The sequence below is a fragment of the Tessaracoccus flavus genome (assembly GCF_001997295.1).
Classification (GTDB): domain Bacteria; phylum Actinomycetota; class Actinomycetes; order Propionibacteriales; family Propionibacteriaceae; genus Arachnia; species Arachnia flava.
This window is the reverse complement of record NZ_CP019605.1, coordinates 775988-801253: the sequence shown is the minus strand read 5'-3', so window position 1 is coordinate 801253 and position 25266 is coordinate 775988. Positions and strand designations below refer to the sequence as shown.

The window sequence follows — 25266 nt, the reverse complement described above, 5'->3', positions numbered from 1 at the left end:
TGCCGAGAGGACGTCCATGCCAGACTGGGCGCCATGAGTGACGCGTACGACCTGGCCATCCTCGGAGCCGGTTCAGCCGGCTACGCCTGCGCGCTTCGGGCGGCGACGCTCGGGCTGTCCGTCGTGATGATCGACGAGGCCGAGGTCGGCGGCACCTGCCTCCACCGCGGGTGCATCCCCACCAAGGCCTGGTTGCACGCCGCCAAGGTCCGGCGCACCGTGTCGAAGGCCCCGTCGTTCGGCATCGGCGCCGAGCTCGGCGACACCGACGCCGAGGCGATCCGCGCCTATGCCGACGGCGTCGTGTCAGGCCTGCACCGAGGCCTCACCGGTCTGCTCAAGAGCCGGGGCGTCACGGTCGTCGCGGCGCGAGGCTCGCTCGAGGTGAGTGACGCCGGGCCGGCGATTCGGACGCCCGACGCTCTCCACCGTGCAAGCGCCGTGCTCGTGGCCACCGGCGCGGCGCCCGCCACGCTGGGGTTCGACATCGACGGCGAGCGCATCCTGACCAGCAACCACGCGCTCCGGCTCAGCACGCTGCCGGAGACGGCGATCGTGCTCGGCGGCGGAGTCATCGGCGTCGAGTTCGCCTCCCTCTGGGCCGATCTCGGCGTCAGCGTCACGCTGCTGGAAGCCACCGACAGACTGCTCCCCGGCGAGGAACCCGGGCACGTCCGCGTCCTGCGCAGGGAACTGGAGCGGCGCGGCGTCGACATCCGCCTCGGCGCGCCGGCGACCTCTGCCGAAGCAACGGACGGCGGGGTGCGGGTGTCGGCCGGCTCGGATTCCGTCTCCGCGGAACTGCTCCTCATCGCGGCGGGCAGGCGCCCCGTCACGTCGGGGATCGGCCTCGAGGAGGCGGGGGTGACTCTGAGCCCCAGCGGTCACGTCGTCGTCGACGGCAACCTCCAGACGGCCGCACGCAACGTGTACGCCGCGGGCGACCTGGTGCCCGGCCCGCAGCTGGCCCACCGGGGCTATGCGCACGGCATCTTCGTCGCCGAGCGGATCGCGCACAACCTGGGAAGGCACCCACGCAAACCCACTCCGGTTCGCGACGTCGACATCCCCCGGGTGGTCTATTCGAGCCCCCAGCTCGCCTCGGTAGGCGTCACATTGGAGGCGGCGGGGGCGGGTGCCGATTCGGTGGACTACCACCTGACGGGCAACGGACGCGCACAGATTCTGCGCGCTCCCGGGGAGCGCGAAAGCGGCGTGGTGCGTATGGTGCGAGCAGCCGACGGACGCATTGTGGGGCTGCACGCCGTCGGCGAGGACGTCTCCGAACTCATCGCCGAGGGTGCCCTCCTCGTCGGCTGGCACGCCACGCCCGAGGACGTGGCCGGGATCATCCACCCGCACCCCACCCTGAGCGAGGCGCTTGCGGAGGCCAACTGGGCGCTCGCTGGACAACCCCTGCACATCCACGGCTGAAACGCATATAGGCTGGACCCATTACCGCGGTACGCAAAGGAGCCACACTCACATGTCAACCGAAGTCACCCTCCCGGCACTGGGCGAGTCCGTCACAGAAGGCACCATCTCACGCTGGTTGAAGGCCGTCGGAGACACCGTCGAGGCCGACGAGCCGCTGCTCGAAGTCTCCACCGACAAGGTCGACACCGAAATCCCGAGCCCTGTGGCAGGGACGCTCCTGGAGATCAAGTTCGAGGAAGACGACGTCGCCGAGGTGGGCGCCGTGTTGGCGATCATCGGCGATGCTGACGACGCCCCGTCCGACGACGAGCCTGCGGCCGCGCCCGTTGCCGAGGAGGCAGCCCCCGACGACGCCGACGATGCGGCCGAGGAGGAGCCCGTCGAGGTCGCCACACCCGAGGAAGAGCCCGAGCCCGAGCAGGCCCATGACAAGCCGACGGCGGCCGCATCGTCGTCCGGCGTCGAGGTCACGCTCCCCGCGCTCGGTGAGTCGGTGACAGAAGGGACCATCTCGCGCTGGCTGAAGGAGATCGGCGACACCGTCGAGGCCGACGAGCCGCTGCTGGAGGTGTCCACCGACAAGGTCGACACCGAGATCCCCAGCCCCGCCGCCGGCACCCTCCTGGAGATCCGCTTCAAGGAAGACGATGTCGCCGAGGTGGGCGCCGTCCTCGCGGTCATCGGGGACGCCTCCGCCGAACCCGAGCCCAAGGAAGAGACCGACCCGACGCCGGCGCAGCCCGAGCCGAAGGAAGAGCCCAAGGAAGAGCCGAAGCCCAAGCCCAAGGAAGAGCCCAAGCCCGAGCCCAAGGAAGAGCCGAAGCCCGAGCCCAAGGAAGAGGCGAAGGTCGAGCACTCCCCCGCAGTCGAGGCCGCTGTGGCCAGGCGTGCCGCGGAGTCGTCGGGCGACGGTACTTACGTCACCCCGCTCGTGCGGAAGATGGCCAAGGAGCACGGCGTCGACCTGTCGTCCGTCAAGGGCACCGGCGTCGGCGGCCGCATCCGCAAGCAGGACGTCCTGGACGCGGCCGAGGCCGCCAAGCAGGCTCCCGCCGAGGAGAAGAAGCCCGCCGCCGCACCCGCCAAGGATGAGCCGAAGAAGGCCGCGGCCGAGGGCTCCGAGCAGGTGCGTGGCACCACGGAGAAGCTCTCGCGTCTGCGCAAGACGATCGCCAGCCGCATGGTCGAGTCGTTGCAGGTGTCGGCGCAGCTCACCGCGACCGTGGAGGTCGACGTGACGGCCATCAGCCACATCCGCAACCAGGTGAAGGACGACTTCAAGAAGCGCGAGGGCGCATCCCTGTCCTACCTCCCGTTCATCACGATGGCCGCGGTGGAGGCGCTCAAGGCGTTCCCCATCGTCAACGCCACCATCGACACGGAGGCGGGCACCGTCACCTACGCCGACGGCGAGCACGTCGGCATCGCGGTGGACACCGAGAAGGGTCTGCTGGTGCCCGTGATCAAGGACGCCGGCACGCTCAACCTCACCGGCCTCGCCAAGAAGATCGCCGACCTCGCCGCCCGCACGCGCAGCAGCAAGGTCGCCCCCGACGAGCTGTCCGGCGGTACCTTCACGATCACGAACTACGGTTCGGCCGGCACGCTGTTCGACACCCCCATCATCAACCAGCCGCAGGTGGCGATCCTCGGCACCGGGGCGCTCGCCAAGCGTCCCGTGGTGGTGGAGGACCGCTTCGGCAACGAGTCGATCGCGATCCGTCACATGATGTACCTGTCGATGAGCTACGACCACCGTCTCATCGACGGCGCCATGGCGGCACGGTTCCTGTCGGCAGTCAAGGAGCGCCTCGAAGACGGCGACTTCGGCGGCGAACTCGGCCTCTGACGCACGCTGACGCCAGACGCCCTGGGACACCCGTCCCGGGGCGTCTCGCCTTTCTGGTTGAATCGGGCCCGTGTTCATCGGAATCGGGACGGTCGTCAACGTCGCCACCGTGGTCGTCGGGGCCCTCCTGGGGCTGGCTCTCGGCAACCGCATTCCGGACCGCACCAAGGAGACCATCACCTCCGTGCTCGGGCTGTTCACCGTCGTGATCGGCGGGATGTCGGTGGTGTCGATGACCAGCGCCGACCTGACCGGAGCCGTCGGGTCGTTCGCGATGATCATCGTGCTCGCGTCCCTCCTCGTGGGGGCGCTTGTCGGTTCGTGGCTGCAGGTCGAGTACCGGCTCGAGCAGGGTGCAACATGGTTGCGTGGCCGGTTCACCGCCTCCGGAGACGCGGCACGCTTCGTGGACGGCCTGGTGACGTCGACGCTGGTGTTCTGCGTCGGCCCCCTGGCTATTCTCGGCTCGCTCTCCGACGGGCTCGGCCGTGGTGCCGAGCAGCTGCTGGTCAAGTCCGTGCTCGACGGTTTCGCTGCGATGGCTTTCGCCTCGACCCTCGGCTGGGGGGTGCTCGCGTCGGCCGGGACGGTCGCCCTCATCCAGGGGTCGCTGACCGCGCTCGGATACTTCGCCGGGGACGTGCTGACCGTCGCGCAGGTCGACGCGCTCACCGCGACGGGGGGCGTGATCCTGCTGGGTCTCGCGCTCCGCCTGCTCGATCTCAAGCAGGTGCCCGTGGGAGATCTACTGCCGGCCCTCCTGCTGGCGCCGCCGCTGGTCTCGGTCGCGGCGGCGGTGCTGTGATGCTGACGTTCGAGTACCTCACCGCATCCGGTCCCCTCGACTACTACCAGGTGTGGGATCACCAGCGCGCCGTGCACGCGACCGTCGCCGACGCAACGCGCCCCGGCCATGTCATCCTCGTCGAGCACGCCCCCGTCTACACCGCGGGGCGCCGGACGAAGCTGAGCGACTACCCGAAGGACGGCACCCCCGTGGTGCCCGTCGACCGCGGCGGCGAGATCACCTACCACGGCCCCGGGCAACTGGTCGGGTACCCGATCGTGCCGCTCCGCGACGGCGTCGGAGTGGTGGACTACGTGCGGGCCCTGGAGGGTGCCGTGATTGATCTGCTCGAGGGCTACGGGCTATCGGCCGGGCGGGTTCCGGGCCGCACCGGGGTATGGCTACCCGCCGAGGGCGAGCGCCCCGAGCGGAAGATCTGCGCCATCGGGGTGCGCGTGGCCAGGCGCACCACCATGCACGGCTTCGCCCTCAACGTCCTCAGCAGCGCCGAGCGGTTCTGCAACATCGTGCCGTGCGGCATCGCCGACGCCGGGGTGACGTCGCTCGTCGAGGAACTCGCGTGGCCGTGGTCGGTCTCAGCGGTGGCGGAGGCCCTCGAACCCCATCTGCGCCGCGCCCTCGAGATGGTGAGCAGCGGCGGTGTCTCGTCCAGCTGATCAGTTGCCCGCCCCATCCACCAACACAAGAGCCAGCAGTGATCTGAACGGAGGCACCGCCCCTCCCTGCCGGGCGCAGTATCCGATCCGGCACCAGGCAGCCAGGCCGAGGAGGCTGGGCACCAGCCCATCCGAGCGCGACGGGCGCTCCCGGACGGTGGAAGCTTGGACAACACCGACTAGGCTGGGCACGTGACCGCAGTTAAGCCAGATGGACGCCGCCTGCTGCGGGTCGAGGCGAAGAACGCCGAGACCCCGATCGAACGCAAGCCCGCGTGGATCAAGACCACAGCGAAGATGGGGCCGAACTACTCGGACCTCCAGACGATCGTGCGCGAGGGTGACCTGCACACCGTCTGCCAGGAGGCGGGCTGCCCCAACATCTACGAGTGCTGGGAAGACCGGGAATCGACGTTCCTCATCGGCGGCGATCAGTGCACACGCCGCTGCGACTTCTGCCAGATCGAGTCAGCCAAGCCCGAAGGCTACGACCCGTCCGAACCGTTGCGAGTCGCCGCCTCCGTCAAGAAGATGGGGCTGCGCTACGCCACGGTGACCGGCGTCTGCCGCGACGACCTCGCCGACGAGGGCGCCTGGCTCTACGCGGAGACCATCCGGCAGATCCACGCGGTCAACCCCGGCGTGGGGGTGGAGATGCTCGCGCCGGATTTCTCCGGCAAACCTGAGCTGCTCGGGCAACTGTTCGACGCACGACCGGAGGTCTTCGCGCACAACGTCGAGACGGTGCCGCGGATCTTCAAGCGGATCCGCCCCGGGTTCCGCTACGAGCGGTCGCTGGAGGTCCTGACGATGTCGCGCTCGGCCGGGCTGGTGACCAAATCCAACCTCATCCTCGGGATGGGCGAGACCCGCGACGAGATCAGCCAGACCCTCCGAGATCTCCACGACGCCGGCACCGAACTCATCACCATCACCCAGTACCTGCGGCCCAACGCCACCCTCCATCCCATCGAGCGTTGGGTGACACCGGAGGAGTTCGACGAGCTGGCGGATGAAGCCCGCGAGATCGGATATTCTGGCGTGCTGTCCGGGCCGCTGGTCCGCTCGTCCTATCGGGCCGGTCGCCTGTACCGCACCGCGATGGACGCCCGTAACACGATGCAGAGGTAGTTGAGATGGCCAGCGAAAGAGCCAAGGAGCTAGCAGCCAAGCAGAAGGCCGAGCTCAAGGCGATGAAGGAAGCCAAGAAGAACTCGACCAACCCCGCAGACTGGGGCCGTTGGCGCCAGCTGACGGAGACCTACAAGGTCACGGCGCAGTACGACAAGCAGCTGCCCTGGTTCATGATCGGATCCTTCGTCCTGGTCTTCGCCCTCCTGCTCGTCGTCGGTTTCCTCCTGGACTCCCCGCTCATCTGGGGCATCCTCGGGGTCTCTGCCGGCCTGCTGGCTGCGATGGGCATCTTCGCGATCCGCGCCCGCAAGGCCATTTACCGGCGCTACGAAGGGCAGGCGGGTTCCGCGGAGGTGGCGCTGCAGATGCTGCCGAAGAAGTGGGTCTCGACTCCGGTCATCACGGCCACCCGCCACATGGACGCCGTCCACCGCACGATCGGCCCCGGCGGCCTCGTGCTCATCGGCGAGGGCGACCCCGGCCGTCTCCGCCCCCTGCTGGCCAGCGAGAAGCGCAAGCACGAGCAGGTGGCCTACGGGGTCGAGGTAAAGACCATCCAGATGGGCAAGGGCGCCGGCCAGGTTCCCCTGGACAAACTCGCCGACCACATCAAGAAGCTGCCGAAGTCACTCACGCCGGCGAAGATCGTCGAGGTCAACCAGCGCCTCCGGGCCCTCGACGCGATGCGACCCAAGGCGCCGATCCCCAAGGGCGTCATCAACACGAAGGGCGCCCGCTCCGCCATGCGGGGCCGCTGATCCGCGGTGGCGAACCTCGTCAACCTCGAGTCCGTCACGCACGGATTCGGCACCCGGATTCTGCTCGATGACGTGTCCCTCGGGCTGGGCGCCGGAGAGGTGATCGGCGTCGTCGGCCGCAACGGCGACGGCAAGACGACCCTGCTGCGCATCCTCACCGCCAGGCTCACGCCGGACGCGGGGCGCGTGACGATCTCCAACACCGCCTCCATCGGCGTCCTCACGCAGGAGACGATCGGAGACGATCACCAGAGCATCCGCGACTGGATCGTCGACGGCGAACCCGACCACGTGTGGGCCGCGGATTCCGACAAGCGCACGGTGGTCGAGTCGCTGCTGGCCGATCTGGAGCTGGACCGACGCCTGGACACCCTGTCCGGCGGCGAGCGCCGCCGCGTCGGGCTGGCAGCCGTCCTCCTCGGCCACCACGACCTCATCGTCCTCGACGAACCCACCAACCACCTCGACGTCGAGGCCATCGCCTTCCTGGCGAGCTACCTCCAGGGCCGGGTGAAGGCCGGGCTGGCGATGCTCGTGGTCAGCCACGACCGCTGGTTCCTCGACGCCGTGTGCACCCGCATCTGGGAGGTGCACGACGGGGTCGTCGACGCCTACGACGGCGGGTACGCCGCCTACGTGCTGGCACGCGTCGAGCGCCAGCGCCAGGCGTCGGCCAACGAGGCGCGGCGCAAGAACCTGGCGCGCAAGGAGCTGGCGTGGCTCCGTCGCGGAGCGCCGGCCCGGACGTCGAAGCCGAAGTTCCGCATCGACGCCGCCAACCAGCTGATCGCCGGCGAACCTGAGCCGCGCGACAAGATCGCGTTGCAGGCCTTCGCCGTGACCAGGCTCGGCAAGGACGTCTACGACCTCATCAACGTCGACTACGCCATCGCCGACCGCGTGCTGCTCGACAAGCTGACCTGGTCGATCGGGCCCGGCGACCGGATCGGGCTCGTCGGTGTCAACGGCGCGGGCAAGACGACCTTGCTTGACCTTCTGGCCGACGAACGCGAACCCCACGCGGGAAAGATCAAGCGGGGCAAGACGATCCGTCTGGCCTACCTCTCCCAGACCGTCGGAGAGCTGGACGATGAGGATCGCGTGCTGGCCTCCGTCAAGAGGCTCAAGGAGGAGACGAAGCTCGCCACCGGCCGCGACGCGTCCGCGTCATCGCTGCTCGAGGAATTCGGCTTCACCGGAGACAAGCTGGTCGCACGCATCGGCGACCTCAGCGGCGGGGAGCGTCGCCGGCTGCAGTTTCTCCGGCTCCTGCTCACCGAACCGAATGTGCTGATCCTCGACGAGCCCACGAACGACCTCGACATCGACACCCTCACCGTTATCGAGGATTACCTCGACAGCTGGCCAGGCACGCTCATCGTCGTGAGCCACGACCGCTACTTCCTCGAGCGCATCACTGACGCCACCTACGCTCTGCTGGGCGACGGTTCCTGCGTCATGCTGCCGGGCGGCGTGGACGAGTACCTCGACCGACGAGCCCGCGCCAAGTCGGCACCCCCCGCTCCCGCGACGGCCCCTGCCGGCAAATCGGACGCCGCCGCGGAACGCCAGCGGAAGAAGGACCTGACGCGGATCGAGAGCCAGCTCGACAAGGTCACGGGTCAGATCGATCAGCTGCACGAGGCGATGACCGCCCACGCCAGCGATTTCGAGAAGCTCGCGGAGCTGGGCGCCGAGCTCCGCACGGCCGAGGCACGCCGGGACGAGTTGGAAGAGGCCTGGTTGGAGACGGCCGAGCCCTGATCCGTCTCCCGGCGAGGGGCGCGTCAGCGCGTCACGCGGCGGGGCGCCTGTTGACGACCACGGTGCCGAGGAGAAGGTCGTTCAGACCTCGCCTCTCGGCTCCGATCACAATCGCCGGAATCACGAGACACTTCAGTGCGGTGCGGACCACTGGACGCCACCATCCAAGAGGCTGGCCGTCCAGTCGGATGATTCCGATGCGGGCGATGAGCTGACCGAAGGAGGCGCCTGTCAACGCCGTGAGCACGCTGGCCTCGACGAAGTAGACCGTGAGGATCATGAAGGAGCGCCAGTCGTTGCCGACCAGCACCTCGCTGCCGAAGATGAGCGTGGCGACGATCATGCTCGCCGCCCAATCCCCGATCATGGCCGCGACCCGCGACCGCCAGGACGCCAGTGAGCCTGGTCCGACCGCCGGGAGACCGATGGACTCGCCGGGGCTGAGGGGGGTGTCGGTCACGTCGCGCAGCCTAGCAGCCGCAGATCGGGCGACGACCCGCCCGGCTCAGCCCTCAGCGAACCGGCTTGACCCGTGGGATCGGCTCATGGGAGGGTTCAGCCATGGCTTTGCTCGTCGGGCGACCTTGGGTCGATCTCTGCCGCGTCACCAGCACCTCCTGTTGACGGTGGTCCACGACCCCTCATCCGGTTGAGGCGCGCGCAGTGGTGCGCCCGATCCCCCTCCCCCAGCAAAGGAAACCTCCATGTCCACGTCCCTGTCGGAACGCCGCTCAGAGCGTGCGGTCGAACCCCGCAAGCCCTTCTACACCGGCCTCGGCTTCCAGATCATCGTCGGCCTCATCGCCGGCCTCATCCTCGGCCTCGTCGCTCTGAGCCTCGGGCCCACGGCCGACGGCGAGCGCAACTGGCTCACCACCACTCTCAGCGAGGTGGGCAGCGCCTACGTGAAGCTCCTCATGCTGCTCGTGGTGCCGCTGGTGGTCACCGCCGTCATCTCCTCCATCTCACGCCTCACCCAGGTGGCCAACGCGGCACGCCTTGCCGTCCAGACTCTCCTCTGGTTCGCGATCACGGCCCTGGCGAGCGTCATCGTCGGCATTCTGGTCGGGGTCTTCTCCGCTCCGTGGCTGACCGCCGGCGTGTCCGGTGATGCCGCAGCCGAGCCCAGCCGCGTCGGCTCCTGGACGGCTTTCATCCTCGGCATCATCCCGAGCAACTTCCTGGGCCTCGGCGTGAACGCCTCGGCCAGCGGCGAGGGTGCGGTCACCGCCTCGCCTAGCTTCTCGGTGCTCCAGATCCTGTTCGTCTCCATCCTCTTCGGCATCGCCGCGGTGAAGGTGGGCGACAAGGCCGCCCCGTTCATCGGCTTCATGGAGTCCGCGCTCAGCGTCATCCAGAAGGTGCTCTGGTGGATCATCCGCCTCGCCCCTATCGGCACCGCCGCCCTCATCGGCCGCGCCGTGGCCACCTACGGCTGGTCGTCGCTGGCGTCACTAGGGGCCTTCGTCGTCGCGCTCTACGTCGGGCTGGCGATCGTCTGGCTCGTGGTCTACCCGACGATCCTGAAGCTGAACGGTCTCGGGGTCAGGCAGTTCTACCGCAACGCCTGGCCCGCCATCACGCTCGGCTTCTTCACCCGCTCATCGATGGGGACCATGCCCGTCACCGAGCAGGTGATCGAGCGCAACCTCGGCGTGGAGCGCGGCTACGCGAGCTTCGTGGCGCCGCTCGGTGCCACGACGAAGATGGACGGCTGCGCGTCGGTCTTCCCCGCCATCGCCGCCATCTTCGTGGCGAACTTCTACGGTATCGATCTCAACGTGACGCACTACCTGCTCATCGCGTTCGTCGCGGTTCTCGGCTCGGCCGCGACGGCCGGCACCACCGGCGCGACCGTCATGCTCACGCTCACGCTATCCACTCTGGGGCTCCCCCTCGAGGGTGTCGGACTCCTGCTGGCGGTCGAGCCCATCATCGACATGGGTCGCACCGCGCTCAACGTGACCGGCCAGGCACTTGTGCCCACCATCGTCGGAAAGCGCGAGAAGGTGCTCGACCGGGGCATCTATGACGCGAAGCCTGTCTTCAGCGCCTGATCGCTGTGCCGTAGAGGGGGCCCCGCCGGGTGCGGGGCCCCCTCTGCTATCCGTATCAAGTGTTAGAAGGCGGGACACGGTCCTCGATGGCTGTCCCCCCGACCTGTAACAGCGCTGTTACTCATCGGCAACTACCGGGCAATGAGCTGCCGTTAGGCTGGTCCACATCAGCTAGGACAAGCAAAGGACCACAATGTTCAACAGCGCAGAGGAACTGCTCGCGTACATCCGGGACGAAGGCATCGAGACCGTCGATGTCCGGTTCTGTGACCTCCCCGGTGTCATGCAGCACTTCACGGTGCCCGCCAGCTTCTTCGGACCGGAGGTGTTCGAAGACGGCCTCAGCTTCGATGGTTCGTCCATCACGGGCTTCCAGAAGATCCACGAGTCGGACATGGCGCTCATGCCCGATCCCACCACTGCCTATGTTGACCCGTTCCGCAAGTCGAAGACCATCAACGTGAACTTCTTCGTCCACGACCCGCTGACGAAGGAGCCCTACTCCCGCGATCCCCGCAACATCGCGCGCAAGGCCGAGGCGTATCTCGCCTCCACCGGGATCGGCGACTCCGCCTTCTTCGCGCCGGAGGCCGAGTTCTACGTCTTCGACGACATCCGCTTCGAGACCACCGCGAACTCCTCCTACTACCACATCGACTCGGAGGCCGGCGCCTGGAACACCGGCCGCGTCGAGGACGGCGGCAACCGCGGTTACAAGGTCAAGTTCAAGGGTGGCTACTTCCCCGTGGCCCCCGTCGATCACTTCGGGGATCTCCGCGACGACATCGTGCGCCACATGGGCAACGCCGGCCTCCAAGTCGAGCGCGCCCACCACGAGGTGGGCACCGCCGGCCAGGCCGAGATCAACTGGCGCTTCAACTCGCTGCTGAAGTCCGCTGACGACGTGATGAAGTTCAAGTACCTCGTGAAGAACACCGCGTGGGAGGCCGGCAAGACGGCCACGTTCATGCCGAAGCCGATCTTCGGCGACAACGGCTCCGGGATGCACGTGCACTCCTCCATCTGGAACAACGGTGAGCCGCTGTTCTACGACGAGGGCGGGTACGCAGGGCTCTCCGACATGGCGCGCTGGTACATCGGTGGCATCCTCAAGCACGCCCCAGCGCTGCTGGCCTTCACCAACCCGTCTGTGAACTCCTTCCACCGGCTGGTGCCGGGCTTCGAGGCTCCGGTCAACCTGGTCTACTCGCAGCGCAACCGCTCGGCGTGTATCCGCATCCCGATCACCGGGTCGAACCCCAAGGCCAAGCGCATCGAGTTCCGCTGCCCCGACCCGTCGTCGAACCCCTACCTGGCGTTCGCGGCGATCCTGCTCGCAGGCCTCGACGGCATCCAGAACCGGATCGAGCCGATGGACCCGATCGACAAGGATCTCTACGAGCTGCCGCCGGACGAGCACGCGCAGGTGCCGACGGTGCCCGCATCCCTCGGCGCCGTGCTGGACGAGCTGGAGGCTGACCAGGAGTTCCTGCTCGCCGGCGACGTGTTCACGCCCGACTTGCTGGAGACGTGGATCGAACTCAAGCGGGCCGAGATCCAGGCCATCGCGATGCGCCCCCACCCCCACGAGTTCGAGCTCTACTACGCGCTCTGACCTCCATTTGACACGTGGCCCGGGCCCCGACGCCCGGGCCACTGCCATGCCTGGACCCGGTTGTGCCCCGCCCACCACCACCCATCGCGATCCGGCGGGTCGTTGCCGCTCAGCCCATTCTTCGTCTAAGGTTTGTCCAACTTAATCAACCGTTCGGACGATCCCTGCGCTGGTCGTCGGAGCGCCTCAGGAATCTAGGCTGACCACGTGACCACGAACCGATTCGCACGCATCGCCATCCCGCTCGCCCTCATCATCGTCTGGCTCGTCGGCGCCGGAATCGGCGGGCCCTACTTCGGGCGCGTGAGCGAGGTGGCCACCAACGACCAGGCCACCTTCCTCCCCACCAACGCCGAGGCCACCGTCGTCGGCGAACGGTACCTCGACTTCGTCGACAGCTCATCCCTCCCGGCGATCGTGCTGTTCAGCTCGGACGACGAGGCACTGAGCCCAGAGACGCTCGGCGAATTGTCGGCGACGGCGGAGTCGCTCGCCGGAATCGACGGGATCATCTCCGTGTCACCGCTCATCCCCTCAGAGGACGGACTGGCCGCGCAGGCGTTCGCGCTGGTGGACTCAGACGGCGACATCGCTGACATCGTCGGGGAGCTACGTGCCGAACTTGAGTCATCCCCTAGTGGGGTGACCACCCACGTCACGGGTCCCGGTGGTTTCACCGCTGACATCACCGAGGCCTTCGGAGGCATCGACGGGCTGCTCCTGATCGTGGCGCTCGTCGTGGTGCTCGTCATTCTGCTCATCGTCTACCGCTCCGTGGTGCTGCCCTTCGCCGTGCTGGTCACCAGCACCTTCGCCCTCTGCGTCGCGCTCCTCCTCAACTGGTGGCTGGCCAAGGCCGACATCATCACGCTGACGGGGCAGACGCAGGGCATCCTGTTCATCCTCGTCATCGGCGCCGCCACCGACTACTCGCTGCTCTACACCGCGCGGTACGCCGAGGAACTCAAGCGGCGCGAGTCCAAAGGCGAGGCCACCAAGGCCGCCCTCAAGGGAGTCATCGAGCCCATCCTCGCCTCCGGCGGCACGGTCATCGCCGGCCTCCTCTGCCTGCTGCTGAGCGATCTCGGCTCCAGCCGCTCGCTCGGCCCCGTCGCCTCGATCGGCATCGTCTTCGCCATGCTGTCGGCGCTCACGCTGCTGCCCTCGATGCTCTACCTCATGGGCCGGGCCTCCTATTGGCCGCGTCGGCCCCGATTCGACCCGGCGCGCGGAGACGATGCGCAGCTGAGCGACGGGATCTACGCCAAGACGGCTCAGCTCGTGTCGCGGCGGCCCCGTCTCGTGTGGGTGCTGTGCGTCATTGCCCTTGCAGCGGGGGCGGCGTTCGTCCCGACGCTTCGTGCCGACGGCGTACCGCCGAGCGAGTTCGTCATCGGCCCCTCGGAAGCCCGCGACGGCCAGGCCGAGCTCTCGGAGCACTTCCCGGGCGGATCGGGCACCCCTGCCCAGGTGCTCACCGATGAGGACCAGCTCCAGGAAGTGGCCTCTGCCCTCCTCGCCAGCCCAGGCATCGCGTCGGTGGACGTCGTCTCGGAGGCGTCGCCGTCGGGTAGCGCACCGGTCACCGACCAGGGCGTGCAGCCGCTGGGCCCGCCGGGGACACCCGCGCCCGAGCCCACGATCAGCGAAGGGCAGGTCATGCTGCTCGCGACTCTGGCCGACGCCCCGGACAGCGATGAGGCCACCCAGGTGGTCCGCGATCTTCGCGAGCAACTCTCGGGCACCGCGCAGATCGGCGGCGAGACCGCCACGAACATCGACACACGGGACACGTCCATCCGCGACCGCAACGTCATCATCCCGCTCGTGCTGGCCGTCATCCTCGTGATTCTGATCTTCCTGCTGCGCAGCGTCCTTGCTCCGGTCCTGTTGATCCTCACGACGGTGCTGAGCTTCGGGACCGCGATGGGCACGGCCGCGATCGTGTTCAACCACATCCTCGACCTACCTGGCGCCGACCCGTCGGTACCGCTCTACGGCTTCATCTTCCTCGTCGCCCTGGGCATCGACTACAACATCTTCCTCATGACCAGGGTCAGGGAGGAGTCGCTCATCCACGGGACCAGGGAGGGCATCAAGCGCGGCCTGGCCGTGACCGGCGGCGTCATCACCTCCGCCGGCCTCGTCCTCGCGGCCACCTTCGCGGCGCTCGCCGTCATCCCGATCCTGTTCCTGCTGCAGCTGGCATTCATCGTCGCGTTCGGCGTCCTCCTCGACACGTTCCTTGTGAGGACCCTGCTGGTCCCCGCGCTCTCCTACGACATTGGCCCGGCCATCTGGTGGCCCGCGCGACTGAAGGCAGACACCCAGGGCCGCCACGGTCTCGTCGAATCCGGGCCGCGGCACGCCCTTATCGAAGACTGATCGCTGCTCATCGGTGACTGAGCTGAGGGACAATCCCCTCTCTTGACGATCTCGTGCAGACGAATCGCCAATCCGCAGACCATGCCGCCCCCGAGAATCAGCGACGCCACCGATACATCGGCGGCGTCGCTGGATGCCGTCGGCATACTGCCTTGTCGATTGGCGTTTAAGGGTTGTCGGTTGGCGTCTAGCGACAGTTGGTTGGCGTACCCCGAAACCGGCTGGCGTTCCGACTTCCTGATTGGCGTTGCGTGTCTCACAGTAGGGGCGCGACGACGGCTCCTCCCCTCACCCGGAGGTGGACCAAGCGACCGTCGCCCTAGACTGGCGGCATGAGAGCGATTGTGGTCAGAGATGAAGGCGTCCAGATTGAGCAGATCGACGACGAGTTCCTGGGCGACGGACCAGTCACCGTCGATGTGGCCTATTCGGACCTCAACTACAAGGATGCGCTCGCCGTCACCGGAAAGCCGGGGGTGGTTAGGAAGCGGCCGCTCATCGCCGGCGTCGACCTGGTGGGCCGCGTAGCGGAGTCCAGCGACGACCGTTGGTCCGTTGGCGAATGGCTGATCCTCAACGGAGCAGGGCTCTCGGAGACCAAGCACGGCGGATACGCGGAGCGAGCGGTGATCGACGCCGAGCACGCGGTCAAACTACCGGAAGGGCTCTCCCCCGAGCGTGCGGCCGCCCTCGGCACGGCTGGCTACACGGCCGCCCTCGCCGTCCTGAGGCTGGTCATGGAGGGGGTCTCCCCGACGCAGGTCCCGTCCTCGTCACCGGTGCAACTGGTGGGGTCGGGTCGGTGGCGACGATGCTTCTGTCCGCTGCCGGCTTCGAGGTGGCCGCGCTCACTGGGCGCGTGGATGAACTGGGCGACTACCTCCGCGGGCTCGGCGCCGACACGCTGGTGGCCCGAGAGGATCTCGCCAACCCCGGCAAGCCGTTGCAGGCCGCAACGTATGCGGGCGTCATCGACTCAGTCGGCGGACAGATTCTGGCCAACGCCATCGCGCAGACCAAGCCTGGCGGCCTCGTCGCCGCCTGCGGGCTGGCTGGTTCACACGACCTCCCCTCCACCGTGATGCCGTTCATCCTCCGCGGCGTCACGCTGGCAGGGATCGACTCCGTCTGGGCCTCCCTTGACGACCGCGCCGACGCCTGGCGCGTCCTGGCTCGCGGGGTGGATCTCGATCAACTGGACGCCATGACCAGCACGATCAACCTCGGCGAGGTGCAGGAAGCGGGCGAACAACTGCTCGCAGGACGCAGACATGGCCGCACCCTCGTTCGACTCGACGCGTAGGCAAGGACTGGAGCCAGGGATGAGTGTCTCGCTCAGGCTCCAGCGGACGGTGAGCTGCCTGCTCGCCTGGTGCCTGCCGCTGATCGGCAACCGCCTGGCCTTGATGGTTGCCCCAGCCGGTGAGGGGCAACACGTCGACATGTTCGGCATCACGAGCGTCCAGTTCCAGGCCGCGTTGATCGGCACGGCCGTGGGGGCGGCTGCTGGAGTGGCGGTCATCGTCGTCAGGAAGCTGGGCTGGCGCTGGCTCGCAGTCGCTGTGCCGCTGGTCATCGCAGGCACCTGGGCGGCCGGTGCCCTCGAAGAGACCCCACTGGTCACCGACGGCCGACCAATCGTGCTCGCCGCGATGCTGATCGCTCCGATCGTCGCTGCGTGGGTGACTCAACCGCCACGCGGCACGCGGCACGCCCGCTAGCGCGCTGGGGCGGGCGTCGCCACGCAGTTCAGCGGTTACGCGATGTAGAAGTCGCTGGGCGGAGCCTCGATGATTCCGACGTCGGTCAGGAGGGTTGCCATCCGGTCCATCGCGGCCGCGTCGACGGCGACCGACACCTCACCGTTCGGCGCCCAGAGCTCAGTGGTGGCCAGCAGGACCTTCTCCGCGGACTCTTTCTGGGCGGGATCAGCCAGCGCCGGCACTTCGCGGGCCGTCGCGTCGAGGGCCAGCTCGGGGTCTGCGATGACGGCCTCCTCGGATTCCTTCATGGCCGCGGCGAGCGCTGCCAGCACGTCGTCTCCGAGTGTGGTGCCGCGCGTCAGCAGCCCGGGACCGACCAGGCTCGGCGCGGACGGGTCCTGGATAGGGAGGACGGCCAGCGGGATCCCCTGGGCCTCGAGCTGGATCACCTCGTTGTTGCTGAAGGCCATGGCGAAATCGACCTTCCGGCCCGCGATGGCCGCCACGGTCGTGAAGCCGATGTCGGTCAGCTGCACCTCATCCTCGCTCAGACCTGCGTTGTGCATCGCCACCAGCGCCGCGTAGTAGCTCGACCCGAAGTGTCCGGGTATCCCGAGGCTTCGGCCAGCGAGCATCTCGAGCCCGCCAGAAGGGTCGACGCCGGCAGCCCGCGCGTCGCCGACGACCTCGATCGGGTAGCGCTGGTAGGACGTCGCGAAGGTACGCAGATCGTTGCCCTGGGCGGCAGCGACCACCCCCTCATCGGCTGATGCGAAAACGACGTCCTCCTCGCCCCTGAGGATGGCCCCGAACAGGTCCTCCTGCTGGCCGTGGTGGCGAAGTTTCACGTCGAGCCCGTGCTTGGCGAAGATGCCCTCAGCGACGCCGACGTAGAAGGCACTGAACTGGACGTTGGGGATGTAGGTCAGGCCCACTGTGAGTTGCTCGCTGGTGCTGGGCCTCGAAGGCGCGCAGCCGACGGCTGAGGCGATGCCGACTGCGGCGGCGCCCCGGATGAAGTTGCGGCGGTTGATCATGTGCTTTCTCCTTGCAGACGGGTCACTGCCGCGCGCTCCAGCATCTGGATGAAGCCGTACAGGACCATGGCGGAGAGACTGATCCAGGCGACGACGGCGAACATGCCGGCCGTGTCTGCAGCCTCTCGGGTCAACGTGAGCAGGGTGCCGAGCCCGGCGCCTCCCATGACGAGCTCGCCGACAACGGCCCCCGTCATCGCCAGCACCACCCCTCCGCGCACCCCGGCCAGCACCGCTGGAGCCGCCATGGGCCCCTCGATGTGGATGAGCCGCTGCCAGGAGTTGGCGCCGTCGAGGAGCGCGTTCTCCACCACGCGCATGTCGAGGGAGCGGAAGCCGACGATGGTCGTCGTCACCATGGGGAAGAACGCCACGATGGCGCACAGCACCGCGATGGGCACCGTGCCGTAGCCGATCCACAGGACCAGGAGTGGCGCAAGCGCCACGAGTGGCACCGTCTGCGAGATCGCCACCACGGGTTCGACGATGGACGCCAGAAGCCGAGAGTGGGTGACGACGACGCCCAGCGGCAACGCGACGGCGACGGCGATCGCTGCACCCAGCAGGGCGGCAGCCAACGTCGGCGCCAGATACCGCAACGCCACGCCGGTCTCGGCTTGGGTGACCATCCGACCGACGACGTCGAGTGGGTTGGGCAGGTAGAGCGGATCAATCGCCCCGAGTGTGGTCACCGCGAGCCAGAGGGCTGCCACGGCTATCACGGCGACGGCCGCTGGGATCCAGCGACCCTTCGCAGGCCTGGTCCGGGCGGGGTAGGCAGACCACACGCCGAGGTGCGCGAGAGTGCGCGCCCTGCGCTGTTCCTGGGTGGTCATCGCCCCGCTCTTCCTTCTCCAGGCCCGGGGCTCGCGCCAGCGCGGTCGGACTCGCCGACAACGTCGACGAGCACCGCCACGAATGGCGCGTGTTCCTCCCATCCAGACTCTGACTGTCGGTCTCGGAATTTCACCGAGTCAGCCCGTTGGCCCGAAGGCCGCGGGGGTCGCGGACTATAACCGCCGGTTCGGACTTTCACCGACCCCGGAACACGTTGCCCCAAACACTAGCACCGAGACATCCACGCACCGCCGATGTCTCGCTCTGCTCCGCTCAAAGCCCCCAGAAGAGCTCGTCGACGACGTCCGAGGCCCGCCTCAGCAGCCGTCTGGTGTCCTCGACCAGGCGGGACGCCTCGCCGGGGCCGTAGCCGAGCAGGACCGCGATCGCGGCGAGCTCGCGCATGTCGGCGGGAAGGGCGTCGTTGGGTCTACCCCGCACCAGCATGTTGGCGTCGCGCAGCATAGACGCGCGCGTCCAGGCGTCGGCGAGACGCTTGGCCTGCTGGTCGCCGAACACGCCGAGCTTGGCGAGCGCCGCCAGCGCCTGCAGCGTCGAGGTGGTTCGCAGGGATGGATGGTCAGCGGCGTGTTGCAGCTGGTGCAGCTGGACTGTCCACTCCACGTCGGACAGTCCACCGGGGCCGAGCTTGAGGTGCCGTTCACGGGGAACTCCCTTGGGGATGCGCTCCTGCTCCATCCGCGATTTGAGCCGACGAATCTCAGTCACCTGCTCCGAGCGGAGTCCGTTGAGCGGATAACGGAAGCTCTCCGCGTCGTCGAGCACGGCAGCCGCGAGCTCACGGGACCCGGCTCCGGGCCTGGCCCGCAGCAGCATCTGCGCCTCCCACGTGGACGCCCATTTGCGGTAATAGGTTCCGTAGGAGGAGACCGTGCGCACCTGCGGGCCGCCCTTGCCTTCCGGGCGCAGGTCCGTGTCCACCACGAGCGCCGGGTCGGGCCCGGGCGCGCCGATGATCTGCGAGGCGCGGCGCACCAGATCCGTGGCGGCCGACAGTTCCGGTCCCTCGACGCCGTCGGGCACGACGAACATGCAGTCGGCGTCCGAGGAGTAGCTCATCTCCGAGCCGCCCCAGCGCCCGAGAGCTATCACGCCGATATCGGGCGCCTGGATATCGCGGCGTGCCAGCATCAGGCCCGCGTCGATCGTCGCCGAGGCCAGGTCGCTCAGCGCGACCCCCACTGCCGACAGGTCGGCGTGGCCGAGCACATCGCTCAACGCGATGCGGCAGAGTTCCGCCCGGCGGACGGCGCGCACCGACGCGATGGCCTTATCGGTGTCCTCCTGCCTCGCCGCGGCCCGGGTCATGGCGTCGGTCAGTTCGTCGGCAGACCGCGGGCGCAGGTCGTCGTTGCCCGCCAGCATCCGGATGTGGTCGGGGTTTCGTTTGAGGAGGTCGACGACGTAGCGGCTCGACGAGGCGATGCGCGCCAGGCGGGGCGCCATGTATCCCTCGTCGCGCAGCGCGCGCAGGTACCAATCGGTCGTGCCGAGAGCCTCGGACAGCTGGCGGAAGGCCAGGAGACCGAAATCGGGGTTGGGCCCCTCCGCGAACCAGCCCAGCATCGCGGGCAGAAGTTGGCGTTGGATCTCCGCTCCGCGTCCGGACCCCTTGGTGAGCGCCTGGATGTGACCGAGCGCGGCCTTGGGATCGGCGAAACCGAGGGCGGACATCCGGGTCTGGGCGGCGTCGGGGGTGAGTTTCAAGCCGTCGATCGAGACGCTGCTCACTGCATCGAGCAGCGGAGAGAAGAAGATCCTCTGCTGCAGCCGCTGCACCCGTCTCGTCGAGTCCCGCCAGCGCGCGACGAGTTCGTCGCCGCCCATCTGGAGCGAGCGACCGAGCTGGTCCAGCGCGGTCTGGTCGTCCGGCACCAGATGTGTGCGACGTAGCCGTCGCAGCTGGACGCGGTGCTCGAGGACCCTCTGGAACCGGTACGCCTCCGCCATCTCCGCACCATCCGCCCGGCCGATGTAGCCCGCGCCGATCAGTTCCGCGAGACCTGTGAACGTCCCGCGGACCCGCAGCCGCTCGTCGTGTCGTCCGTGGACGAGTTGAAGCAGTTGAACGGAGAACTCGGTGTCGCGGAGGCCCCCGGCCCCGAGCTTGATCTCGCGGTCAGCCTGCTTGGCGGGGATGAGGGAGATGACCCGGTCCCGCATGCCCCGGATCTCGGCGAGGAACCCCGGGCGCTCGCCAGCGGCCCACACCAGAGGCCACACGAGGTCGACGAACTCCTGCCCGACGTCGAGGTCACCTGCGGCCGGTCTGGCCTTGAGGAGAGCCTGGAACTCCCAGTTCTTCGCCCACTTCTCGTAGTACGCGCGGCAGCTGGACAGAGTCCGCACGAGCGGGCCGGCCTTCCCCTCGGGCCGAAGCGCCGCGTCCACTTGCCAGATGGTCCCCTCGCCGGTGTGGGCGGAACAGATCCGGGACTGCGCAGCCGCGAGCCTGGTGGCGATGGAGATGGCTTCGTCTGTCCCCGCCCCGTTGGCCGGCTCCGCAACATAAATGACGTCGACGTCGGAGATGTAGTTGAGTTCGGACGCCCCGGTCTTGCCCATGGCAAGGACGGCCAGCCGGGCCTTGTCCCAGTTGTCGACCTCCGCGCGGGCATACGCCAGTGACGCCTCCAGTACCGCGTCGGCGACGTGAGCGAGCTCCGACGAGATGCTGTCGACCACGGAGAGCGGCTTCTCCGACGCCAGGTCGCGCGCCGCGATCTCGATGAGGGCGACCTTGTTGGCCAGGCGGAGGTCGTCCGCGCTGCCCTCGGCCACACCGTCCACCACGCCGCACCGGCCGTAGAAGAAGTTGATCCATCCACCGCGGCCACGCGCCTGCGGCTCCTCCTCCAGCGCTCGACATTCCCCGGGGTGGCGGACCAGGGTCTGCGCGAGCACGCTCGATCCCCCAAGCACCAGCACCAACCGGCGGAGCCACCCCGGGTTCGCCGCCACTTCTTGGAAGAGCCTCGGGTCTGCTGCGGCGATCCGCTCCAGGGAATCGAGAGCCAGGTCTCTGTCGGCCACCGGCTCGAAGATTCCCAGCTCGACCGGGGGTTCCCCGTCGGTGCGGCCCAGCCAGCGCTCCCAGACCCGGGCCGCCGACGTCGCCGAGTCGAAGCCGCGGCGGGCGAACTCCCCCGTCTGCGACTGGTACCTGCTCACCCGCCTACCCTACTCAGCGCACCCGTGACCGGAGCCCCTTGCGCGCAAGAGTTGCCCCCTGAGCTTGTCGCTTCCTGCTCCCTGAGCTCGTCGCTTCCTGCTCCCTGAGCTCGTCGCTTCCTGCTCCCTGAGCTTGTCGCCTCCTGTTCCCTGAGCTTGTCGAAGGGTAACGGCCCCGATCCCTACCGCCGCCCCCGCCCTAGGGCGGCGATCATAGTCGCGGCCGTAACCCTTCGACGGACGGGCTGCTCGCAAAGCGAGCCGGCCCTGCTCAGGGATCAACCGCGACCCACGGGCTGCTCCCTGAGCGAGCTGGCCATGCTCAGGGACCGGTCGCTACCCTTCGACGAGCCCAGGGAACCGGCGCGTATCCTTGCGCGCATGTTCAAGCCGTCCCCCGCTGTGGTTGCCGCGCTGCGCGCACGATTCGAGGACCACGCAGAACTGGACGCGGTGCTGGCCGGCCGCCGTCCAGACCTGACGGGACTGCTGCTGCAGGCCGCCCAGGCCCCCGAGCCGCTGGGGGCCGTCCTGTTGGCGGCCGTCGCCCGCGCCGGGTGTTCCCTCCTCGGCGAGCGGCACCCGGGGGCGAGTATCGAGGTGCGGGTCCCGCCCTACGCAGCGGTCCAGATCGGGTTCGACTCAGGGCCACGACATACCCGCGGTACTCCCCCCAACGTCGTGGAGATGGACCCGGAGACGTTCGCCGCCCTTGCGGCTGGACGTCTCGACTGGGCAGAAGCACCGCTCCGGGCGAGCGGCGCCCACGCGGCTGAGACCGAGCGCGCGTTCCCTCTGCTCTAGCGGCAGGAGGCTCACATCACGCGGATGTGACGCTCCAGCTCCCAGGGCGTGACCTGCCGGCGGTAAACCGCGAACTCCTCGCGCTTGTTCCTCAGGAAGTACTCGAAGACGTGCTCGCCGAGTGTCTCGGCGACCACTTCGCTCTCCTCCATGAGGCGCAGCGCCTGGTCCAGGTTCCTCGGAAGCTCACGGATACCGATCGCCTGCCGCTCCCGGTCGGTGAGCCGCCACACCTCGTCCTCGGTCTCCTCCGGAAGCTGGTACTCCTCCTCGATGCCCTTGAGTCCGGCATTGAGCATCAACGCGTACGCGAGGTAGGGGTTGACCGCGGCGTCCACCGCCCGGTACTCGATGCGCGCCGACGACGTCTTGCCGGGGGTGAACTGGGGGATGCGGATGAGCGCGGACCGGTTGGAGCGACCCCAGCAGGCGTAGGACGGCGCCTCGTCGCCTCCGACGAGGCGCTTGTAGGAGTTGACCCACTGGTTGGTGACCGCGGTGATCTCGGGTGCGTGGCGCAGGAGCCCCGCGATGAACTGTTTGGCCGTCTTCGACAGGTGATACTCGTCGGCGGCGTCGTAGAAGGCGTTGGTGTCGCCCTCGAACAGTGACATGTGGGTGTGCATTCCGGAGCCCGGATGCTCAGAGAACGGCTTCGGCATGAAGGAGGCGTGAATGCCCTGGCTGACCGCCACCTCGCGGATGACGACGCGGAACGTCATGACGTTGTCAGCCATCGTGAGGGCGTCGGCGTACCGCAGGTCGATCTCGTGCTGCCCCGGCGCCGCCTCGTGGTGGCTGAACTCCACGGAGATGCCCATCTGCTCGAGCATGGTGATGGCGTCGCGCCGGAAGTCCGTGCCGTCGCCGAGCGTCGTGTGGTCGAAGTATCCGCCCTCGTCGAGCGGCGTCGGCGGGTTGAGCGTCCGCAGCAGGAAGAACTCGATCTCCGGGTGGATGTAGAAGGTGAAGCCCTTGCGGCCGGCCCCGTCGAGAGCGCGCTTGAGGACGTAGCGCGGGTCGGCGAAGCTCGGCGACCCATCCGGGAGACGGATGTCGCAGAGCATCCGCGCCGTCGAGCGGCCCCCTTCGCGCCAGGGCAGCACCTGGTAGGTCGACGGGTCGGGGTGCGCCACCATGTCCGACTCGAAGACGCGCGCGAACCCTTCGATCGCGGACCCGTCGAACCCGACACCCTCCGCGATGGCCCCTTCGACTTCGGCGGGCGCGATCGCCACCGACTTCAGCGAGCCGAGCACGTCGGTGAACCAGAGCCTGACGAACCGGATGCCGCGTTCCTCCATTGAGCGCAGCACGAACTCAGTCTGCCTATCCATGGGCCCAGTGTGCCCCGAGATTGTTTCAGGCGCGTGACATCCCACGCATCTGCACACTTCCGGGCCCCCGTCCGACGATCTGGGGTGCGACGTCGGCCTGACTACACTGGCCGCATGGCAGAGCCGGGCTGGTACGCAGATCCGACGGCGCCCTCGGGGCGGCGTTACTGGGATGGCGCGCGCTGGGCCGACCTCGACACCCGCACCAGCCGGCGCCCCAACGCCTGGCTGTGGTTCGTGCTCGCGCTCGTCGTCGTGGGTGCGCTGGTGGCGGCGCTCGTCTTCCTGCCCAACAGCTCCAGCCCTTTCGGGGCGACCCCCGTCGATACGCGGACGGCCCGGCCGACCGGGAGCCAGTGGAACGAGCTCGTGCCGAGCGAGACGCCTTCGCCCACCGCCATCGAGAGCGGATTCGGCGCTCCGATCGACTGCCCCATCTCGGACGAGTTCCCCCGCAGCGAGGTGCGTGGCGGCGAGATCAGCGGCGGGGGTCTGACGATCCAGGAACCGCCCGGCCGCGAGTGGAGGGAGAGCCCCGCCTGGATCGACTGGATGTACGACTACAACTCCGTCATCCGCGACATCGCCCCCGGCTGGATCAGCAACGTCGGGGTGGGCTACATCAAGGTCTCGGACGGATTCGCCCAGAACCCGGCCACGATGGCGGAGCAGTTCGTCACGTGCATGGCCTCGTCGGGGATGTTCCTCGGCTTCACCAAGCGGGAGATCCTCATCAACGAGGAGTACGTGGTGTCGGACCGGATCGGCTGGCGTCTGCAGTCAAACGTGTACGTCGGCAACCAGATCCACAACGGCATCGAGGGTGACGTCGTCGACATCATCGTCGTCCCCACCGACGACGAGGACAGGTTCTCCGTCTACGTGTCGTGCGCCACCATCGGCCACGAGGAGAACCTCGAGCAGGTCGCCGTCTCGCTCGAAACGTTACGCTACGACGGCTGATCGTCGCGGGAGCACCGCGGGCTAGACTGGATGACCGTGACCCCCATTACTCCGTTCGACATCACCCCCCTCCGCGACGTCCCGCGCACCATCCGCCGCCCCGAATACGTGGGCAGGCCCGCGCCGAAGCCGTACACCGGCTCCGACGTGCAGACCTCGGAGATCATCGAGAAGATGCGGGTGGCAGGGCGCATCGCGGCCGACGCGATGCATGAGGCCGGCAAGGCCATCGCACCCGGGGTCACCACCGATCAGCTCGACGCCGTCGCTCACCAGTACATGCTCGACCACGGCGCCTACCCGTCCGCGCTCGGCTACCGCGGGTTCCCGAAGTCGGTGTGCACCAGCGTCAACGAGGTGGTCTGCCACGGGATCCCCGATCTTCGACCGCTCGAGGACGGCGACCTGGTCAAGATCGACGTCACCGCCTACAAGGACGGCGTGCACGGAGACAACTGCTACACGTTCTTCTGCGGAGATGTCGACGAGGAGTCGCGGCTGCTGACCGAGCGCACCCAGGAGGCGCTCAACCGCGCGATCAAGGCGGTGCGTCCGGGCCGTCCCGTCTCGGTGATCGGCCGCGTCATCGAGGCGTACGCCAAGCGGTTCGGCTACGGGGTCATCCGGGACTACACCGGCCACGGCGTCCACACGGCGTTCCACTCTGGGCTGGTCATCCTCCACTACGACGAGCCCCGGATGGACACCCTCATGCAGCCGGGCATGACCTTCACCATCGAGCCCATGCTGACGCTGGGCGGACACGACACCGATGTGTGGGACGACGACTGGACCGTGATCACCACCGACGGCTCGCGGGTGGCGCAGTTCGAGCATTCCCTCGTCGTGACCAACGACGGCGCGGAGATTCTGACGCTCCCCTCCTCACCGCCTCCCCCGATGTGATCCGCCCTTCGCCTGCAGGCTAGA

Annotated in this window: 20 protein-coding genes, 1 pseudogene and 1 riboswitch; of the genes and pseudogenes, 16 read left to right on the top strand and 5 right to left on the bottom strand. The window is 68.2% G+C overall.

Annotated features, from left to right (window positions below; translation table 11 throughout):
• The first annotated feature begins 33 nt into the window (after nucleotides 1-33).
• From RPIT_RS03535 to RPIT_RS03505, 7 genes are all read left to right on the top strand, one after another.
• Nucleotides 34-1434 carry an FAD-dependent oxidoreductase gene (locus tag RPIT_RS03535; RefSeq protein ID WP_077340695.1) on the top strand — a complete coding sequence of 467 codons (1401 nt, stop codon included), beginning with the start codon at nucleotides 34-36 and terminating at the stop codon, nucleotides 1432-1434.
• A gap of 52 nt (nucleotides 1435-1486) precedes the next feature.
• The gene (gene sucB, locus RPIT_RS03530) at nucleotides 1487-3286 is read left to right on the top strand and encodes a 2-oxoglutarate dehydrogenase, E2 component, dihydrolipoamide succinyltransferase (RefSeq protein ID WP_077340693.1); all 1800 of its coding nucleotides are present in this window, start codon (nucleotides 1487-1489) and stop codon (nucleotides 3284-3286) included.
• Nucleotides 3287-3356: 70 nt separating this feature from the next.
• Nucleotides 3357-4091 (top strand): DUF554 domain-containing protein, encoded by a 735-nt coding sequence (locus RPIT_RS03525; protein ID WP_077340691.1) that lies wholly within the window; start codon nucleotides 3357-3359, stop codon nucleotides 4089-4091.
• A complete protein-coding gene (lipB, locus tag RPIT_RS03520; RefSeq protein ID WP_077340689.1) occupies nucleotides 4091-4750 on the top strand; it encodes a lipoyl(octanoyl) transferase LipB in 660 nt (219 codons plus the stop codon). Before RPIT_RS03525 ends, lipB begins: the two co-directional genes overlap by 1 nt.
• 192 nt (nucleotides 4751-4942) lie before the next feature.
• Nucleotides 4943-5881 carry a lipoyl synthase gene (gene lipA / locus RPIT_RS03515; RefSeq protein WP_093664664.1) on the top strand — a complete coding sequence of 313 codons (939 nt, stop codon included), beginning with the start codon at nucleotides 4943-4945 and terminating at the stop codon, nucleotides 5879-5881.
• 5 nt (nucleotides 5882-5886) lie between these two features.
• On the top strand, nucleotides 5887-6642 hold the full coding sequence (locus RPIT_RS03510) for a DUF4191 domain-containing protein (RefSeq protein ID WP_077340687.1): 756 nt from the start codon (nucleotides 5887-5889) through the stop codon (nucleotides 6640-6642).
• A 6-nt stretch (nucleotides 6643-6648) separates the two neighbouring features.
• Complete coding sequence (locus RPIT_RS03505) at nucleotides 6649-8406, top strand: ABC-F family ATP-binding cassette domain-containing protein (protein WP_077340685.1); 1758 nt, start codon at nucleotides 6649-6651, stop codon at nucleotides 8404-8406.
• A gap of 31 nt (nucleotides 8407-8437) precedes the next feature.
• On the opposite strand, the gene RPIT_RS03500 is transcribed toward RPIT_RS03505, so the two are convergent.
• A complete protein-coding gene (locus RPIT_RS03500; RefSeq protein ID WP_077340683.1) occupies nucleotides 8438-8866 on the bottom strand; it encodes an RDD family protein in 429 nt (142 codons plus the stop codon).
• 244 nt (nucleotides 8867-9110) lie between these two features.
• On the opposite strand from RPIT_RS03500, the gene RPIT_RS03495 reads away from it, so the two are divergent.
• From RPIT_RS03495 to RPIT_RS03475, 6 genes and pseudogenes are all read left to right on the top strand, one after another.
• Nucleotides 9111-10463 (top strand): dicarboxylate/amino acid:cation symporter, encoded by a 1353-nt coding sequence (locus RPIT_RS03495; protein WP_077340681.1) that lies wholly within the window; start codon nucleotides 9111-9113, stop codon nucleotides 10461-10463.
• A gap of 193 nt (nucleotides 10464-10656) precedes the next feature.
• Nucleotides 10657-12078 carry a type I glutamate--ammonia ligase gene (glnA, locus tag RPIT_RS03490; RefSeq protein ID WP_077340679.1) on the top strand — a complete coding sequence of 474 codons (1422 nt, stop codon included), beginning with the start codon at nucleotides 10657-10659 and terminating at the stop codon, nucleotides 12076-12078.
• A gap of 207 nt (nucleotides 12079-12285) precedes the next feature.
• Nucleotides 12286-14463 (top strand): MMPL family transporter, encoded by a 2178-nt coding sequence (locus RPIT_RS03485; protein ID WP_077340677.1) that lies wholly within the window; start codon nucleotides 12286-12288, stop codon nucleotides 14461-14463.
• A gap of 332 nt (nucleotides 14464-14795) precedes the next feature.
• A pseudogene (locus tag RPIT_RS16080) lies at nucleotides 14796-15065 on the top strand (alcohol dehydrogenase catalytic domain-containing protein); the annotation flags it as partial.
• Between the two features lie 209 nt (nucleotides 15066-15274).
• Complete coding sequence (locus RPIT_RS03480; protein ID WP_237267843.1) at nucleotides 15275-15766, top strand: zinc-binding dehydrogenase; 492 nt, start codon at nucleotides 15275-15277, stop codon at nucleotides 15764-15766.
• Between the two features lie 19 nt (nucleotides 15767-15785).
• A complete protein-coding gene (locus RPIT_RS03475) occupies nucleotides 15786-16184 on the top strand; it encodes a hypothetical protein (protein WP_077340675.1) in 399 nt (132 codons plus the stop codon).
• A 35-nt stretch (nucleotides 16185-16219) separates the two neighbouring features.
• Here the strand turns inward: RPIT_RS03475 and RPIT_RS03470 are convergent, their stop codons facing one another.
• The 3 genes from RPIT_RS03470 to RPIT_RS03460 all read right to left on the bottom strand — a co-directional run bounded on the left by RPIT_RS03470 (nucleotide 16220) and on the right by RPIT_RS03460 (nucleotide 21232).
• Nucleotides 16220-17203 (bottom strand): ABC transporter substrate-binding protein, encoded by a 984-nt coding sequence (locus RPIT_RS03470; protein ID WP_077340673.1) that lies wholly within the window; start codon nucleotides 17201-17203, stop codon nucleotides 16220-16222.
• On the bottom strand, nucleotides 17200-18039 hold the full coding sequence (locus RPIT_RS03465; RefSeq protein ID WP_077340671.1) for an ABC transporter permease: 840 nt from the start codon (nucleotides 18037-18039) through the stop codon (nucleotides 17200-17202). The genes RPIT_RS03470 and RPIT_RS03465 overlap by 4 nt, the downstream gene beginning before the upstream one ends.
• An 86-nt stretch (nucleotides 18040-18125) precedes the next feature.
• Nucleotides 18126-18256: riboswitch (FMN riboswitch) on the bottom strand.
• 57 nt (nucleotides 18257-18313) lie between these two features.
• Nucleotides 18314-21232 (bottom strand): bifunctional [glutamine synthetase] adenylyltransferase/[glutamine synthetase]-adenylyl-L-tyrosine phosphorylase, encoded by a 2919-nt coding sequence (locus tag RPIT_RS03460; protein ID WP_077340669.1) that lies wholly within the window; start codon nucleotides 21230-21232, stop codon nucleotides 18314-18316.
• 381 nt (nucleotides 21233-21613) lie between these two features.
• Here RPIT_RS03460 and RPIT_RS15200 point away from each other — a divergent pair, with 381 nt between their 5' ends.
• The gene (locus tag RPIT_RS15200) at nucleotides 21614-22036 is read left to right on the top strand and encodes a sterol carrier family protein (protein ID WP_218121512.1); all 423 of its coding nucleotides are present in this window, start codon (nucleotides 21614-21616) and stop codon (nucleotides 22034-22036) included.
• Between the two features lie 11 nt (nucleotides 22037-22047).
• Here RPIT_RS15200 and RPIT_RS03450 read toward each other — a convergent pair whose 3' ends face one another.
• Complete coding sequence (locus RPIT_RS03450) at nucleotides 22048-23340, bottom strand: glutamine synthetase family protein (RefSeq protein ID WP_193432235.1); 1293 nt, start codon at nucleotides 23338-23340, stop codon at nucleotides 22048-22050.
• Between the two features lie 147 nt (nucleotides 23341-23487).
• Between RPIT_RS03450 and RPIT_RS03445 the strand changes: the two genes are divergently transcribed.
• Nucleotides 23488-24336 (top strand): DUF2510 domain-containing protein, encoded by an 849-nt coding sequence (locus tag RPIT_RS03445; RefSeq protein ID WP_077340665.1) that lies wholly within the window; start codon nucleotides 23488-23490, stop codon nucleotides 24334-24336.
• 36 nt (nucleotides 24337-24372) lie between these two features.
• Nucleotides 24373-25242, top strand: a complete 870-nt coding sequence (gene map / locus RPIT_RS03440) for a type I methionyl aminopeptidase (protein ID WP_218121511.1) — start codon at nucleotides 24373-24375, stop codon at nucleotides 25240-25242.
• Nucleotides 25243-25266: the final 24 nt, after the last annotated feature.

Excerpts from the sequence above, each read along its gene's own strand:
- RPIT_RS03465 (WP_077340671.1), bottom strand. The coding sequence starts at position 18,039 with ATGACCACCCAGGAACAGCGCAGGGCGCGCACTCTCGCGCACCTCGGC.
- RPIT_RS03480 (WP_237267843.1), top strand. The coding sequence starts at position 15,275 with ATGCTTCTGTCCGCTGCCGGCTTCGAGGTGGCCGCGCTCACTGGGCGC.
- RPIT_RS03475 (WP_077340675.1), top strand. The coding sequence starts at position 15,786 with ATGAGTGTCTCGCTCAGGCTCCAGCGGACGGTGAGCTGCCTGCTCGCC.
- sucB (WP_077340693.1), top strand. The coding sequence starts at position 1,487 with ATGTCAACCGAAGTCACCCTCCCGGCACTGGGCGAGTCCGTCACAGAA.
- RPIT_RS03510 (WP_077340687.1), top strand. The coding sequence starts at position 5,887 with ATGGCCAGCGAAAGAGCCAAGGAGCTAGCAGCCAAGCAGAAGGCCGAG.
- RPIT_RS03450 (WP_193432235.1), bottom strand. The coding sequence starts at position 23,340 with ATGGAGGAACGCGGCATCCGGTTCGTCAGGCTCTGGTTCACCGACGTG.
- RPIT_RS03495 (WP_077340681.1), top strand. The coding sequence starts at position 9,111 with ATGTCCACGTCCCTGTCGGAACGCCGCTCAGAGCGTGCGGTCGAACCC.
- RPIT_RS15200 (WP_218121512.1), top strand. The coding sequence starts at position 21,614 with ATGTTCAAGCCGTCCCCCGCTGTGGTTGCCGCGCTGCGCGCACGATTC.
- RPIT_RS03445 (WP_077340665.1), top strand. The coding sequence starts at position 23,488 with ATGGCAGAGCCGGGCTGGTACGCAGATCCGACGGCGCCCTCGGGGCGG.
- lipB (WP_077340689.1), top strand. The coding sequence starts at position 4,091 with ATGCTGACGTTCGAGTACCTCACCGCATCCGGTCCCCTCGACTACTAC.
- RPIT_RS03470 (WP_077340673.1), bottom strand. The coding sequence starts at position 17,203 with ATGATCAACCGCCGCAACTTCATCCGGGGCGCCGCCGCAGTCGGCATC.
- RPIT_RS03535 (WP_077340695.1), top strand. The coding sequence starts at position 34 with ATGAGTGACGCGTACGACCTGGCCATCCTCGGAGCCGGTTCAGCCGGC.
- glnA (WP_077340679.1), top strand. The coding sequence starts at position 10,657 with ATGTTCAACAGCGCAGAGGAACTGCTCGCGTACATCCGGGACGAAGGC.